General features: G+C 66.7%; 10 protein-coding genes and 2 riboswitches. Of the genes, 2 read left to right on the top strand and 8 right to left on the bottom strand.

Going from position 1 to position 14,144, the window contains the following annotated elements:
• The first annotated feature begins 7 nt into the window (after window positions 1-7).
• Entirely contained in the window at window positions 8-1,714 is a 1,707-nt protein-coding gene (locus LQ566_RS00835; RefSeq protein ID WP_231089650.1) for an ABC transporter family substrate-binding protein, read from the top strand.
• 86 nt (window positions 1,715-1,800) lie between these two features.
• On the opposite strand, the gene LQ566_RS00830 is transcribed toward LQ566_RS00835, so the two are convergent.
• From LQ566_RS00830 to LQ566_RS00810, 5 genes are all read right to left on the bottom strand, one after another.
• A complete protein-coding gene (locus LQ566_RS00830) occupies window positions 1,801-2,355 on the bottom strand; it encodes a PH domain-containing protein (RefSeq protein ID WP_231089649.1) in 555 nt (184 codons plus the stop codon).
• A gap of 87 nt (window positions 2,356-2,442) precedes the next feature.
• The gene (locus LQ566_RS00825) at window positions 2,443-4,134 is read right to left on the bottom strand and encodes a dipeptide ABC transporter ATP-binding protein (RefSeq protein WP_231089648.1); all 1,692 of its coding nucleotides are present in this window, start codon (window positions 4,132-4,134) and stop codon (window positions 2,443-2,445) included.
• Window positions 4,131-5,105 carry an ABC transporter permease gene (locus LQ566_RS00820; protein ID WP_231091345.1) on the bottom strand — a complete coding sequence of 325 codons (975 nt, stop codon included), beginning with the start codon at window positions 5,103-5,105 and terminating at the stop codon, window positions 4,131-4,133. Before LQ566_RS00820 ends, LQ566_RS00825 begins: the two co-directional genes overlap by 4 nt.
• Window positions 5,106-5,154: 49 nt before the next feature.
• Entirely contained in the window at window positions 5,155-6,084 is a 930-nt protein-coding gene (locus LQ566_RS00815; RefSeq protein WP_231089647.1) for an ABC transporter permease, read from the bottom strand.
• 148 nt (window positions 6,085-6,232) lie between these two features.
• Complete coding sequence (locus LQ566_RS00810; protein ID WP_231089646.1) at window positions 6,233-7,885, bottom strand: peptide ABC transporter substrate-binding protein; 1,653 nt, start codon at window positions 7,883-7,885, stop codon at window positions 6,233-6,235.
• 462 nt (window positions 7,886-8,347) lie between these two features.
• Between LQ566_RS00810 and LQ566_RS00805 the strand changes: the two genes are divergently transcribed.
• The gene (locus LQ566_RS00805; RefSeq protein WP_231089645.1) at window positions 8,348-9,139 is read left to right on the top strand and encodes a CPBP family intramembrane glutamic endopeptidase; all 792 of its coding nucleotides are present in this window, start codon (window positions 8,348-8,350) and stop codon (window positions 9,137-9,139) included.
• 318 nt (window positions 9,140-9,457) lie between these two features.
• Here the strand turns inward: LQ566_RS00805 and gcvP are convergent, their stop codons facing one another.
• The 3 genes from gcvP to gcvT are packed head-to-tail and all read right to left on the bottom strand — an operon-like array spanning window position 9,458 to window position 13,877.
• On the bottom strand, window positions 9,458-12,295 hold the full coding sequence (gene gcvP, locus LQ566_RS00800) for an aminomethyl-transferring glycine dehydrogenase (RefSeq protein ID WP_231091344.1): 2,838 nt from the start codon (window positions 12,293-12,295) through the stop codon (window positions 9,458-9,460).
• A gap of 50 nt (window positions 12,296-12,345) precedes the next feature.
• Window positions 12,346-12,726, bottom strand: coding sequence for a glycine cleavage system protein GcvH (gene gcvH / locus LQ566_RS00795; protein WP_231089644.1), 381 nt, complete (start codon window positions 12,724-12,726; stop codon window positions 12,346-12,348).
• Complete coding sequence (gcvT, locus tag LQ566_RS00790) at window positions 12,723-13,877, bottom strand: glycine cleavage system aminomethyltransferase GcvT (RefSeq protein WP_231089643.1); 1,155 nt, start codon at window positions 13,875-13,877, stop codon at window positions 12,723-12,725. Before gcvT ends, gcvH begins: the two co-directional genes overlap by 4 nt.
• Window positions 13,878-13,925: 48 nt before the next feature.
• Window positions 13,926-14,009, bottom strand: a riboswitch (glycine riboswitch).
• Window position 14,010: 1 nt separating this feature from the next.
• Window positions 14,011-14,096: riboswitch (glycine riboswitch) on the bottom strand.
• Between the last annotated feature and the right edge of the window lie 48 nt (window positions 14,097-14,144).

Here is a 14,144-nt window from a genome sequence, read left to right as displayed (position 1 = left end):
TTCACACATGTCCATTGCAACCAAGCGGCGCTACGTCGTCGCAGCCGCTGCAATCGTTGCCGGAGCACTGATGCTGTCCGGTTGCGGCAGCTCCAACGATGGTGGCGGCAACGCATCTGAGAAGCCCAGCGACGGAAGCACCAGCTCCGCGCTCGAGGGTCTCAACCTGCAGCCGCGCGACAACATCAAGGAGGGCGGCTCCCTGACCACGGGAACCGTCGAGATCTCGGCGCAGTTCAACACCTTCCACGGCGATGGAACGAAGTACACGCTCGACTTCTGGCGCTGGTACAACCCGCAGCTGGCCCTGTACGACGCCGACGGCACCTACCACTTCAACACCGACTTCCTCACGGACGTCAAGTCCGAGGTGAAGGACGGAAACACGGTCGTTACGTACACGATCAACCCGAAGGCCCAGTACAACGACGGCACGCCGATCGACTGGAAGTCCTTCGAGGCCACCTGGAAGGCCAACAACGGCTCCGACGAGAACTTCGTCTCCAGCAACACCGACGGCTACAGCAAGATCACCTCGGTCACGATGGGCGCCGACGAGCGTCAGGCCGTCGTCACCTACAACGGCATCTACGCCTGGGTGAACGCTCTCTTCGAGAACATCATCAACCCCGAGGCCGCCAAGGACGCCGAGACGTTCAACACGGCGTACATCGAGAACCCGCACCCCGAGTGGGGCGCCGGTCCGTACACGGTCGACAAGTACGACAAGAACAACGGCACCATCTCCTTCAAGCGCAACGACGCCTGGTGGGGCGACAAGGGTCTGCTCGACTCGCGCACCTACCGCGCACTTGAGGACAGCGCCGAGATCAACGCCTTCAAGAACGGCGAGCTGGACGCTGCCGGTGTGGGCAACAAGGACCGCCTCGCGCAGGTCAAGGACATGGACGGCATCGAGATCCGCGAGGCGGGCACCCCGTCCAACTCGCTGATGATGCTGAACTCCGCTGACCCGGTGCTCGGTGACCTCGAGGTCCGTACGGCGATCATGAAGGGCATCGACCGTTCGGTCATCGCCAAGATCCGCTTCCAGGGCATGGACTACACCGAGCCGCTCCCCGGCTCGTTCGCGCAGTACTCCTTCCAGCCGGGCTACAGCGACAACTTCGCTGAGTCGGGTCTGGACTACGACAAGGAAGCCGCGGCCAAGATCCTGGACGACGCCGGCTGGAAGGCCGGTTCGGACGGCATCCGCGAGAAGGACGGCAAGAAGCTGTCGTTCGTCTTCACCACCCTCGGCGACAACGAGATCTCCGCATCGCAGGCCAAGGCCATCAACTCGATGCTCAAGGAGATCGGCGTGGACGCGGCGATCAACAACCGCCCCTCCTCGGACTTCTCGGACGTCTACACCAACCGTGAGTTCGGCATGTTCCTCATGGGCTTCAGCTCCTCCAACCCGTACGGCTTCGGCGACTTCTGCCAGGTCTACTGCTCGGACAGCCAGCTGAACCTGTCGGGCACCGGCACCCCGGAGATCGACGAGAAGGTCAAGGAGGTCGGCGCGATCGCAGACCCCGACGAGCAGATCAAGGCCGGTAACAAGCTCGAGGCCGAGATCTTCAAGGAGACCGCCGGCATCATGCCGCTGTACAACGGTCCCACCATGGTCGCCATGAAGAAGGGCCTCGCCAACTACGGCGCCGGCCAGTTCTACGTCGGCAAGGTGCAGGACATCGGATGGCAGAAGTAATCACCCCACGGTGATCACACTGCGCTGATACAGCACGGGCCCGGGAGCATCTGCTCCCGGGCCCGTGTGATTGTGTTGCGGAACGCTCAGCCAGCCATGAGCGCGACGAGTGCCCACACGACGAGGACCACGAAGCTTCCGACCAGGAACCAGTCCCACGTGTGCGTCACGGCGCCCTGCGCCTCGGCGCGGTGGCGCGATGCGCTCCAGCGGCCGCGGAGACCCTGCAGCGTGGCCTCGGCAGCGTCCGCGCGGCTCTGACCGAGCTTCGTCACCTGCTGGCCGCGACGCGCGAGGGCGGGGCCGCCCATGCAGGTCACCGGCTTGTCGTCACGCAGCTGAAGCACGAGCTGGTAACGCAGATCGATGTCGGTGACACTCCCCCACGGAATGTGGTGACGGCGCAGCAGGTTCTGCACGTCGACCGCGTCGTCGTCCGTGGCGATGGTGGATGCGGCCATTCCGACGTACACCGCCCAGACCACCAGCAACACCCACGGTGCCCAGAGCATCGTCTGCGCCCATCCGGCACGCAGCACGGCGTCGCCGAGCAGGAAGAGACCGAGGGCGGCGGCGATCGCGGTGGCGATGTAGCCGGACATCGAGCGCATGACATGACGATTCGGGCGTGCTGTGTTCACCTCAGCAGATTACCGGTCGCGGGTGCGAGACCTCCGAGACGACGAAGGGCGCCCCGCTCGCGCGGGACGCCCTTCGGTGCGTACGAGTCAGCTGATGCCGAGCTCGATGTCGGCGCCGGGGATCGCGGCCAGGAGACGCTGCGTGTACTCCTGCTGCGGGTTGGCGAAGATCTCGTCCACCGTCCCCTGCTCCACGGCCACGCCCTTCTCCATCACGCAGACGAGGTCGGCGGCGACGCGCACCACGGCCAGGTCGTGTGTGATGAAGAGATAGGTCAGACCCAGCTCGTCCTGTAGCTGAGCGAGCAGCTGCAGGATCTGGTCCTGCACCAGCACGTCGAGCGCGGAGACCGCCTCGTCCAGCACGACGATGTCGGGCTTCAGAGCGAGCGCGCGAGCGATGGCCACGCGCTGACGCTGACCGCCGGACAGCTCGTTCGGATAGCGCTCGGCCAGCCGCTGCGGCAGCGCGACCTGGTCGAGAAGCTCACGCACGCGTGCGTCACGCTCCGCCGACGTACCCACGTGGTGGATGCGCATCGGCTCCTCGATCAGCGATCCGATGCTGCGAAGCGGATCCAGCGAGCTGTACGGGTCCTGGAACACGGGCTGCATGCGTCGCCGCAGCGCCAGTGTGCCGGCACGATCCAGCTTGGAGACGTCCTTGCCGTCGACCTCGATGACGCCGGCGGTGGGATCCTCCAGCTTCAGCACCATCTTCGCGACGGTCGACTTGCCCGAACCGGACTCGCCCACCAGCGCCAGCGTCTTTCCTCGCGGAATGCCGAAGGAGACGTTGTCGACGGCACGGAACGGCACGCTGCCGAACGCGCCCTGACGAATGCGGTAGTCCTTCGTCAGGCCCTCCACGCGCACCGTGGGGGTGTCGAACATGCCCGTGACGGGGCGGGGCTCCTCACCCGACTCGCGCACCGCGATCTCGATCCGCTTGGACGCCAGCGAAGGCGCGGCCGCGACGAGACGCTGGGTGTACGGGTGACGCGGGTGCTGGAGGATCTCGCGGCTCGGCCCCGACTCCACGATGCTGCCCTGGTTCATCACGATGATCTTCTCGGCACGCTCCGCGGCCAGACCCAGATCGTGCGTGATCAGAAGCACGGAGGTGCCCTTCTCACGCGTGAGGGACGCCATGTGATCGAGGATCACACGCTGCACCGTCACATCGAGCGCGGACGTCGGCTCGTCGGCGATGAGCAGGCGCGGGTCAGCAGCGAGGCCGATTCCGATCAGCGCACGCTGGCGCATACCGCCGGAGAACTGATGCGGGAACTGCCCCAGGCGACGCTCCGCGTCGGCGAGGCCGGCCTGCTTCAGCACCTCGATCGTGCGTGCCTTCACCTGCGCGCGGCTCAACCGGCCGTCGCTGTTGGCCCGGACGGCCTCGGCCACCTGGAAGCCGATGCTCCACACCGGGTTGAGATTGGACATCGGGTCCTGCGGGACGTATCCGATCTCCCGTCCGCGCAGCGACTCCATCTGCGGGCGGGTGAGCGTGGTGAGCTCCCGTCCGTCCAGCGAGATGGACCCGCCGGTGACCCGGCCGGTGCCGGGCAGCAGATTGATGATCGCCGAGGCGGTCGTCGACTTGCCCGAGCCCGACTCTCCCACGATGGCGACGGTTTCGCCGGGGAAGATGTCGAAGCTGACGCCGTGAACGACCTCGCGGGTGGCCTTCTTCGTTCCGAACGTGATCTTCAGATCACGCACCGACAGCAGCGGGGTGTTGCTCACCGAGCCGATTCCTTCCGTCGCGGTCATCGCTGGGCCCTCGCCCTCGGGTCGAGGGCATCGCGGATCAGCTCACCGAGCATGATGAATGCGAGCACCGTCACCGTCAGCGCGATGGACGGGTAGATCAGCGCCATCGGCGCCACCTTGATACTCGCCTGAGCCTGGCTGATGTCCAGGCCCCAGCTCATGGTCTCCGATCCGAGCCCGAGGCCCAGGAACGACAGCGTGGCCTCGGCCACGATGGCGCTGGCCAGGCTGATCGTGGTCACCACGATCAGCGGAGCGATCGCGTTCGGGATCACGTGCGAGAGCATCGTGCGGAACCGGGACATGCCGAGCGCCGTCGAGGCCATCACGTAGTCCAGCTGACGAACGCGGATGACCTCCGCTCGCACCACACGCGCCGTGCTCGCCCAGGCGAACCCACCGATGGCCAGCGCCATGATGAACGGGTTGCGGTACTGCGAGAGCACGCTCATCACGACGATCGCCGCGAGGATGTACGGGATGGCGAAGAAGATGTCGCCCACGCGCGAGAGGATGGAGTCCAGCCACCCGCCGTAGAAGCCCGCGAAGGCACCGAAGATCAGACCGATCACCGATCCGATGAGGGTGGCCAGCAGACCGACGGACAGCGAGGTCTGCGCACCGAAGACGATGCGCGCCCAGATGTCGCAGCCCTGACGCGTGAAGCCGAGCCAGTGCTCGCCCGTCGGCCCCTTATTGCTGTTGCTGAGCTCGCACCCGTTGTTGGGCGCGATGCTGGTGAACATGCTGGGGAACAGCGCCATGAGCAGGATGACCAGCACCACGAGCAGAGAGAGCCAGAACAGCGGGCGACGACGCAGGTCCCGCCAGGCGTCCAGCCAGAGGTTGGAGCGCTTCTCGCCGACACGGACCTCGTCCACCGAGATGGTGTCCGTCAGGACCTCGGCGACGTAGTGATCTGCGCCGCGTGTGACCGGCGCGACTTCGGTGGGCACCTGCGACGGGTCCATCGAGGTCATGTCCCGGAGGTTCATCGACGCCTCCGGAGGCGTCATCTCATCACTTGGCATAACGGATCCTTGGGTCGAGCACGACGTACAGCAGGTCCACGACCAGGTTCACGAGCACATACAGGATCACGAACACGGTCACGAAGGAGACGATCGTCGTCCCCTCCTGCAGCTGCACTGCCTTGAAGAGCTGGTTTCCCACACCGGGGACGTTGAAGATTCCCTCGGTCACGGTCGCGCCCACCAGGAGCACACCGAAGTTGGTGGCCGAGTTGGTCACCACGGGAATCAGCGAGTTGCGGAGCACGTGCACGGGGAGCACGCGCGAGCGCGAGAGTCCCTTGCTGTATGCCGTACGCACCCAGTCCTGGTTGAGGGTGTCGATCACCGAGCCGCGCATCAGGCGCATGCTGGTGGCGTACATGCTGACGCCCAGCACGATGGCTGGCAACCAGAGATCACCCCAGCCCGCCTCTTGCGGAACGGTGGGTTTGAACCAGCCCCACTGGATCGCCAGGAAGTACTGCGCCAGGAACGCGATCACGAAGATCGGCATGGCCAGGAACAGCAGGCTGATCACCAGAGAGGAGATGTCGAGGAACTTGCCCTTGGTGAGTGCCGAGATCGTACCGATGATGACGGCGAGAAGGAACTCCAGTCCGATCGCCAGGACCGCGAGGCGGGCGGTGACCGGAAGGGTCCGGCCCAGCACGACGGCGACGTCCTGACCGGAGTAGGTCTTTCCCAGGTTCCCGGTGAACACACCGGTGACGTAGTACCAGTACTGCACGATGAACGGGTCGTCCAGGTGGTACCGCGCCCGGATCTCCGCCAGCTGGGCCGGGTTGGGCACGCGCTGGCCGAAGAGGGCCGCGATCGGGTCGCCCGGCATGGCGAAGACCATGAAGTAGATGAGCAGGGTTGCCCCGAAGAACACGGGGATCACCTGCAGGAAGCGTTTGATGATGTAACCGACCATCCGCTCTCCCTCCAAAATGACAGCTCGCATCGCGCGATCCGCGTGCTACGAGCATGGTGTCGCGTTTCTCGTGAAAACGCGAGGGTTGATGAACAGGCCGCGAGGCGGTGACGTTCGTCACCGCCTCGCGGGAGGAGATCAGTCGGTGTTACTTGGTGATCTCGTAGAAGAGCGGAACCGAGTTCCAGCCGAACTGGACGTTCTGGACGCCCTCGGCGTAGCCACCGGTCACGTTGGAGTACCACAGCGGGATGGCCGGCAGGTCGGCGAGGAGGATCTCCTCGGCCTTCTTGAAGCCGTCCTTGGCCGCAGCGGCGTCGGTCGCCGAGATCGCAGCGGTGAGCGCGGCGTCGAACTCGGGCGACTTGTAGTCGCCGTCGTTGGAGCCCTTGCCGTCAGCTGCAGCGGAGGAGTAGAGCGGGCCCAGGAAGTTGTAGACACCCGGGTAGTCGGCCTGCCAGCCGGTGCGGAACGCCGTCTGGATGGCGCGGTCCGTGACCTGCTTGCGGAAGTCGGAGAACGTCGGAACGGCGTTGCCCGAGGCCTCGATACCGAGGTTGTTCTTCAGCTGGTTGCTGACAGCGTCGACCCACTCGCCGTGGCTGGAGTCACCGTTGTAGCCGATCTGGAACGAACCGCTCCACGGCGAGATGGCGTCGGCCTGCGCCCACAGCTCCTTCGCCTTGGTCGGGTTGAACTCCAGCACGTCGGCACCGGCGAGGTCCGTCGGGCGGTCCGCGATGACCGGCGACGTGAAGTCGTCCGCCGGGGTGCGGGTACCGTTGAAGATCGTCTTGGTGATCTCGGCCCGGTCGATGGCCATCGAGATGGCGGCACGACGCAGCTTGCCCTCTTCACCCGAGAAGTGCTCGAGGCGCCCCGGGATGGTGAAGGACTGGAAGATCGCGGCGGGCTGGTTGACAGCACGGTCGCCGAGCTCGCTCTCGAAGGTCGCGAACGAGCTGCCCGGGATCTGGTCGATCACGTCGACGTTGCCACCGAGCAGGTCGGAGTACGCGGCGTCAGCGGTCTGGTAGAAGACGATGTCGAGACCGTCGTTCTTCGCGGCGCGGCCACCCTCGTAGGTCTCGTTCTTGACGAGCGAGATGGAGACGTCGTGCTGCCAGGCGTCGTCGCCCGCCAGCTTGTAGGGGCCGTTGCCGATGGGGGCCTCGGCGAACTTCGCCATGTCCTCGAAGGCGGAGTCCGGGAGCGGGTAGAACGCCGAGTAGCCGAGACGCAGAGCGAAGTCGGAAGCCGGCTTGTTCAGCTTGATGGTGAAGGTGTAGTCATCCACCTTGACCAGGCCGGTGAGCTCGGAGTCCGCAGCGCCGTCGTAACCCTCGATGTCCTCGAAGAAGTAGGACGAGGTGTAGCCGTTGGAGAACTTCGCGCCGTCGTTCCAGGCCTTGATGAAGTTGTCGGCCTTGACCTCGGTGCCGTCGGAGAACTTCTGGCCCTTCTTCAGGGTGACGGTCAGGTTCTGAGCGTCCTCCTGCTTGATCTCCTGCGCCATGTCGAGAACGGGCTTGCCGTCTGCGTCGTAGTAGACCAGACCAGCGAAGAGCGAGTCGAGGATCTTTCCACCGCCGACCTCGTTCGTGTTGGCGGGGATGAGCGAGTTCTGGGGCTCGGAACCGTTGGTCTTGATGATCATGTCGCCGGTGCTGGTGCCACCATCAGCGCTCGATCCGGAGCTCGGGTTGTCCGTGCCGCCGCCGTTCGACGAGCATCCAGCCAGCGCGAGTGCCGCAACACTCAGCAGCGCGATGCCGGATACGGCAATCTTCGTGCGCTTCACTTGTCCTCCTGTGCATTGGGTGAAGTAACCACGCGACGTCAACGGTGACGCGCAATGGGTTAGGGCAACTTTAGGTTCCGCTGGGGATCTGAGCAAAGTCCGCTGCCCAACCGTTACAGATCTTTTACCGCAGCCCCCATGCATTGCGCGATGTGATAAGTGCCATACGAGACAGGCCGATGTCAACCCTGGGCAGGATTGGCAATGTGCACAAAGAACCGGCCATCGGGCTGCGCATATATGTGCTTGCATACACATTTTGACCACCACATCGCTCACTGTTCAGGCTTCGCTCAGGAGGCCGTCCGAGCTTGCCGACGGCGCCTGTTTCGCTCCCCGGAGCGGACGGTCGCCGGACGTGCTCACCCCGGCGCGCGACGGCTGCGAACAATGAGCAGCCGGAGGGCTTTCCAGCGCTCAGAGGAGCACGGTCCTCTCGCTCACCGGTCGTAGCATCGTGACGTGACCGATGCCGCCGTGACCCCCGCCTACACCCGAGCGCGTCTGAGGTGGGAGGTGGTGCTGGTGCTGAGTGCCACCTTCGGCGCCTCCGCGGTGTACTCGCTGCTGCGTCTGGTGCGGCGGCGCCTGTCGGAGACCCCGCTGTCGCAGCAGAGCACCCAGCTCAATCCGACGCTGGACACCGTCCCCGTGTGGGACATCGTCTACAACTGCCTCGACGTGTTCTTCGACCTGATGCTCGTGGGCCTCGTCGTGTATCTGCTCTGGGAACCGGGTCGCAACGCGCTCCGAGCCATGGGCATGGACTTCACCCGCATCGGTCAGGACCTGGCACGCGGCGCGCTGTTCGTCGTCGTGATCGGCGTGCCGGGGATCGGCCTCTATCTGCTCGGGCGGCTGATCGGCGTCACCGTGGCGGTGCAGGCCTCGGAGTCCACCCTCGCATGGTGGAGCATCGGCACCCTCGTGCTGTCCGCGCTGCGTTCGGGGGTGATGGAGGAGGTCATCATGATCGGCTGGCTGTTCGACCGGTTCCGTCGGCTCGGCGTGGGGCCGGTCGCGACCATCGTCACGTCCGCGCTGATCCGTGGCGCGTATCACTCCTACCAGGGTGAGGGCCCGATGATCGGCAACATCCTCATGGGGCTGGTCTTCGGATGGCTTTACCTGCGATGGAAGCGCGTCATGCCGCTGGTGATCGCCCACACCCTGATCGACGTGATCGCCTTCATCGGCTACCCCCTCGCACTCGCCTCCCCGTTCCTCGCTCCCCTCTTCGCCCCCGCCTCCTAACGCCCCGGCTTCTGCTGGCCCCGGGCGCGGAGCGGGACGCAATGATCGCCGAGAGGGCTGCGGATTCGATCCGTCGCCACATGGCAGGCCTCCCGCGCTGGTCGTTCGCGGATCGCACCGATCCTCGCCGTCCGCGACGTCCTTGATCTCGCCGGCCTCCGCGAAGCGGCCAGCCAGATGCTCCACGTCTGTCGACGTTGCCCCGGCTGTTCCACCATCACCGCTCGCTCTAACCGCGAAACCCCAGCACGGCCGAGAAACCCGGCGTTGCGGGGGTTTCTCGGACGTGCTGGGGTGTTTCGCGGGAAGTGGTGCCGGTTAGGCGAAGGCCTCGATCGGGGGGCAGGCGCAGACGAGGTTGCGGTCGCCGTACGCCTGGTCGATCCGGCGCACCGGGGGCCAGTATTTGGTGCGCACCAGGGTGTGCACCGGGTAGACGGCCAGCTCACGCGGGTAGGCGTGCGCCCACTCCCCCGCGATCACAGACTCCGCGGTGTGCGGGGCGTTGACCAGCGGGTTGTCGTCCGCGGGCCAGACCCCGGCGGCGACCTGATCGGCTTCCGCCTTAATCTGGATCATCGCCTCAATGAAGCGGTCGACCTCCCCCAGATCCTCCGACTCAGTGGGCTCCACCATGAGCGTGCCCGCGACCGGGAACGACATCGTCGGAGCGTGGAATCCATAGTCGATGAGGCGCTTGGCCACGTCGTCGACGGTGACCCCGGTCTCCTCCTTGAGGGGACGCAGATCGAGGATGCACTCGTGGGCGACGAAACCGCCCTCACCCGTGTAGAGCACGGGGTAATGGCCCTCGAGGCGCTTGGCGATGTAGTTCGCCGACAGCACCGCTGCCGCCGTCGCATCGCGAAGACCCGAGGCGCCCATCATGCGCACGTACGCCCACGAGATCGGCAGCACGCCGGCGGAGCCGTAGGGGGCGCCCGACACCGGGCCACCGGCGAAGACGTGCCCGCCGGCATGCTCGGCACGCTGTGCCTGCGGGTGTCCCGGGAGGAACTCCGCCAGGTGGGCCTTCGCAGCAACCGGACCGACGCCGGGGCCACCGCCGCCGTGCGGGATGGCGAACGTCTTGTGCAGGTTGAGGTGCGAGACGTCGCCGCCGAGGTCGCCGAAACGGCTGATCCCCACGAGGGCGTTGAAGTTCGCGCCGTCGATGTACACCTGACCTCCCGCGGCGTGAACCGCCGAGGTGACCTCCATCACGTCGCTCTCGTACACGCCAAACGTCGAGGGGTACGTGATCATCAGCGCGCCGAGTTCATCCGCGTACTGGGCGATCTTCGCCTTGAGATCGGCGAGGTCCACGTTGCCCAGGTCGTCGGTGGCCACCACGACCACCTTCATGCCGGCCAGCACCGCGGACGCGGCGTTCGTGCCGTGCGCTGAGGACGGGATGAGGCAGATCGTGCGGTGATCGTCGCCACGCGACAGGTGATACCCGCGGATCGCGAGCAGCCCGGCCAGCTCGCCCTGCGAACCGGCGTTCGGCTGCAGCGAGACCGCGTCGTACCCCGTGACGTCGGCAAGCCACGTTTCGAGCTGGTCGACCAGTTCGAGGATGCCCGCCACGTCCTCCGCCGGGGCGAACGGGTGCAGACCCGCGAACTCCGGCCACGTGATCGCCGCCATCTCGGTCGCGGCGTTGAGCTTCATGGTGCACGAGCCGAGCGGGATCATGCCCCGATCCAGCGCGTAGTCCCGATCGGCCAGCTGCTTGAGGTAGCGCATCATCGCCGTCTCGCTGTGGTGCAGGCTGAACACCGGGTGCGTCAGATACTCCTCGCGGCGGCGCAGGTCGCCCCAGGTCTTCTCCAGCTCCAAGAACGCGGCGGAGAAGGGCGTCGCTCCGAACACGATCCCACCGGGGTGCTCGACGCCGAAGGCGGCAAGCACGGCAAGCAGGTCGCCCAGCGTCGTCGACTCGTCCACGGCGATGCCGACGACGTCGCCCGAGACCTCGCGCAGGAGGTATCCCGCTGCGTGCGCCGATGCGACGATCGCCGATGCGCGACCGGGGACCCGGACCTGGACGGTGTCGAAGAACACGTCTTCCGTGATGTCGAGCCCGCCCTGGCGCAGCCAGGACGCCAGCGTCGCCGCCTTGCCCGCGACGTCCATCGCGATGCGGCGCAGCCCGTCGGGACCGTGGTACACGGCGTACATCGAGGCCATCACGGCCAGCAGCACTTGAGCGGTGCAGATGTTGCTCGTGGCCTTCTCGCGGCGGATGTGCTGCTCGCGCGTCTGCAGCGACAGGCGGTACGCGGGCTTGCCCTCCGCATCGACGGAGACGCCGACGAGGCGGCCGGGCAGCTGACGCTCAAGACCGGAGTGCACGGCCATGTAGCCCGCGTGCGGTCCGCCGAACGCCAGCGGCACGCCGAAGCGCTGTGTGGTGCCGACCGCGACGTCCGCGCCCATCGACCCCGGTGACCGCAGGAGGGTCAGCGCCAGCAGATCGGCGGCCACGACAGACAGGCCTCCGGCTGTGTGCGTCGCATCGATGACGCCGGAGACGTCCCAGACGCGACCAGAGGCGCCCGGATACTGCACGAACGAGCCGAACAGCTCGGCGGGCATCTCCTCACCGGCGGCGAAGTCAACCTCGACCAGGGTGATCCCCACGGCGTCGGCCCGGGTGGCCAGCACGGCCTTCGTCTGCGGCAGCGCGTCGGCGTCGACGACGAACACGTCGGTCTTCGCACGCGACGCGCGGCGTGCAAGGAGCATGCCCTCGGCGACTGCCGTCGACTCGTCCAGCATCGACGCGTTGGCCGTGTCGAGACCGGTGAGGTCGCACACCATCGTCTGGAAGTTGATCAGCGCTTCCAGGCGCCCCTGCGAGATCTCCGGCTGATACGGCGTGTAGGCCGTGTACCAGGAGGGGTTCTCCAGGACGTTGCGCTGAATCACGGACGGCGTAAGGGTGCCGTAGTAGCCGAGGCCGATCATCGGCCGGGTGACGCGGTTGCGCGACGCCAGCGCGCGCAGCTCCGCAATGGCCTCCGCCTCCGATGCCGCCTCGGGTAGCACGGACGCCGGACGCTCGCCGCGGATGACCGCCGGGAGCGCGCGCTCGACGAGCGCACCGAGGCGGTCGCCGTCCTCGCTGGTGACGCCGAGCGCGTCCAGCATGACATCCTGCGCCGCGGCGTCCGTTCCGATGTGGCGGTCCTGGAAGCGGGTCACGCCTCCCCCACCAGCGCCTGGTAGGCGGCGTGGTCGAGGAGGTCGCCGGGCAGCTCGCCCGAGACGCGCACCTTGATCAGCCAGCCGCCGTCGAACGGCTCGGAGTTGACGAGGGACGGCTCCGCGGCCGCCTCGTCATTGGTCTCCACGATCTCACCGTTCAGCGGAGCGTAGAGCTCGCCGACCGACTTGGTCGACTCGATCTCGCCCACCACGGACGAGATCGCGATCTGCGTGCCGACGGCAGGCAGATCCAGGTAGACGATGTCGCCGAGCTGGGCGGCGGCGTACGAGGTGATGCCGATCGTCGCGATGTCGCCGTCGAGGGCGATCCACTCGTGCTCGGACGTGTACTTCAGGGAGTTGAGATCGGTCACTGGTTCCTCCGGTAGAAAGGCAGGGTGGTCACGGTGGCCGGAATGCGGGTGCCCCGCACATCCAGCTGGAGTTCGGTGCCCTCGGCGGCCGCCGAGGGGTGGACGAGGGCCATCGCGATGGGGTGGCCCAGCGTCGGGCTGAGGGCGCCGGAGGTGATCTCCCCGACCTTGTCCTCGCCCCGGTAGACGTCGTATCCGGCACGGCCGGCGCGCTTGCCCTCGGCGATCAGGCCGACCAGCACGGGAGCGTCGGTGAGCTCGCGCGCGGCCAGCCCGTCCTTGCCCACGAAGTCCTCCTTGTCGACGGCGACGACCCGGCCGAGGCCGGCCTGGGTCGGTGCGGTCTCGAGCGACAGCTCGTGTCCGTACAGGGGCATGCCTGCCTCGAGGCGCAGCGTGTCGCGCGCTGCCAGACCGGCGGGGACCAGCTCGTCGGCGCCGGAGGCCAGCAATGCGTCCCACAGCTCGCCCGCGGCGGAGTTCGGGACCAGCAGCTCGAACCCGTCCTCGCCGGTGTAGCCGGTGCGAGCGATGAAGACCGGGGCGTCGCCGAAGTCGCCTTCGCTCCACGCGTAGTAGGCGAGCTCGGCGAGCGGCACGCCGCTCACGGTGAAGCCGGGCAGAGCCTCCAGGATCCCGCGGGCCCTCGGGCCCTGAACGGCGATCAGGGCCATCTCGTCGGAGACATCGTCCGCCAGCGCTTCCGTGCGCTTGGGCGCAGCACCCGTGAGTCGCTCGGCGACACCGGCGTCCCAGTCCCGGGCACGATCCGTGAGCGCAAGGGCGACGGCGTCCCGGTTGCCCGCGTTGGAGATGATCAGGAAGCGGTCATCGGCCATCCGGTACACGATGAGGTCGTCGATGATGCCGCCGCGCTCGTCGAGCAGCAGCGAGTACTTGGCCTTGCCCACCTTCATCGTGGAGATACGGCCGGCGACCGCGTAGTCGAGGAACGCAGCCGCATCCGCGCCGGCGAGCAGGAACTCCGCCATGTGGGAGATGTCGAACAGGCCGGCGCTCTCGCGGACAGCCTTGTGCTCGGCGAGATCCGAGGTGTAGCGCACCGGCATCATCCATCCGCCGAAGTCGGTGAAGGCGGCGCCGAGCGCCTCGTGTCGGTCTCGGAGGGGGGTGTAGCGGGGTTCCGTCATGATTCTCCCGGCGAAAGGGCGAGCCGGACGCCGGACGGCGCCTGGAACTCCCCCTCTGTCATGGGCCTGAGAGTTTCACACCAGGGGTGCTTTCACCGTCGGCGGATCCGTGTGGATCGCTTTTCAGAGTGACCGGGTCTCCGCGGTGTGTTGACCTGAGAGATTGGCGGGGAGGCTTGCTCCTTCGGTGTCCGTGACGGACTCTCCCGCGGCGACCATGAGTCGTGTTCGATTGTCAGGCCAGCATAGCGGTCACGGACCGCTGCG

Source organism: Microbacterium nymphoidis, from assembly GCF_021044885.1.
In the GTDB taxonomy this organism is placed as follows: Bacteria; Actinomycetota; Actinomycetes; order Actinomycetales; family Microbacteriaceae; genus Microbacterium; species Microbacterium nymphoidis.
This window is presented reverse-complemented; position numbering and strand designations above follow the sequence as displayed.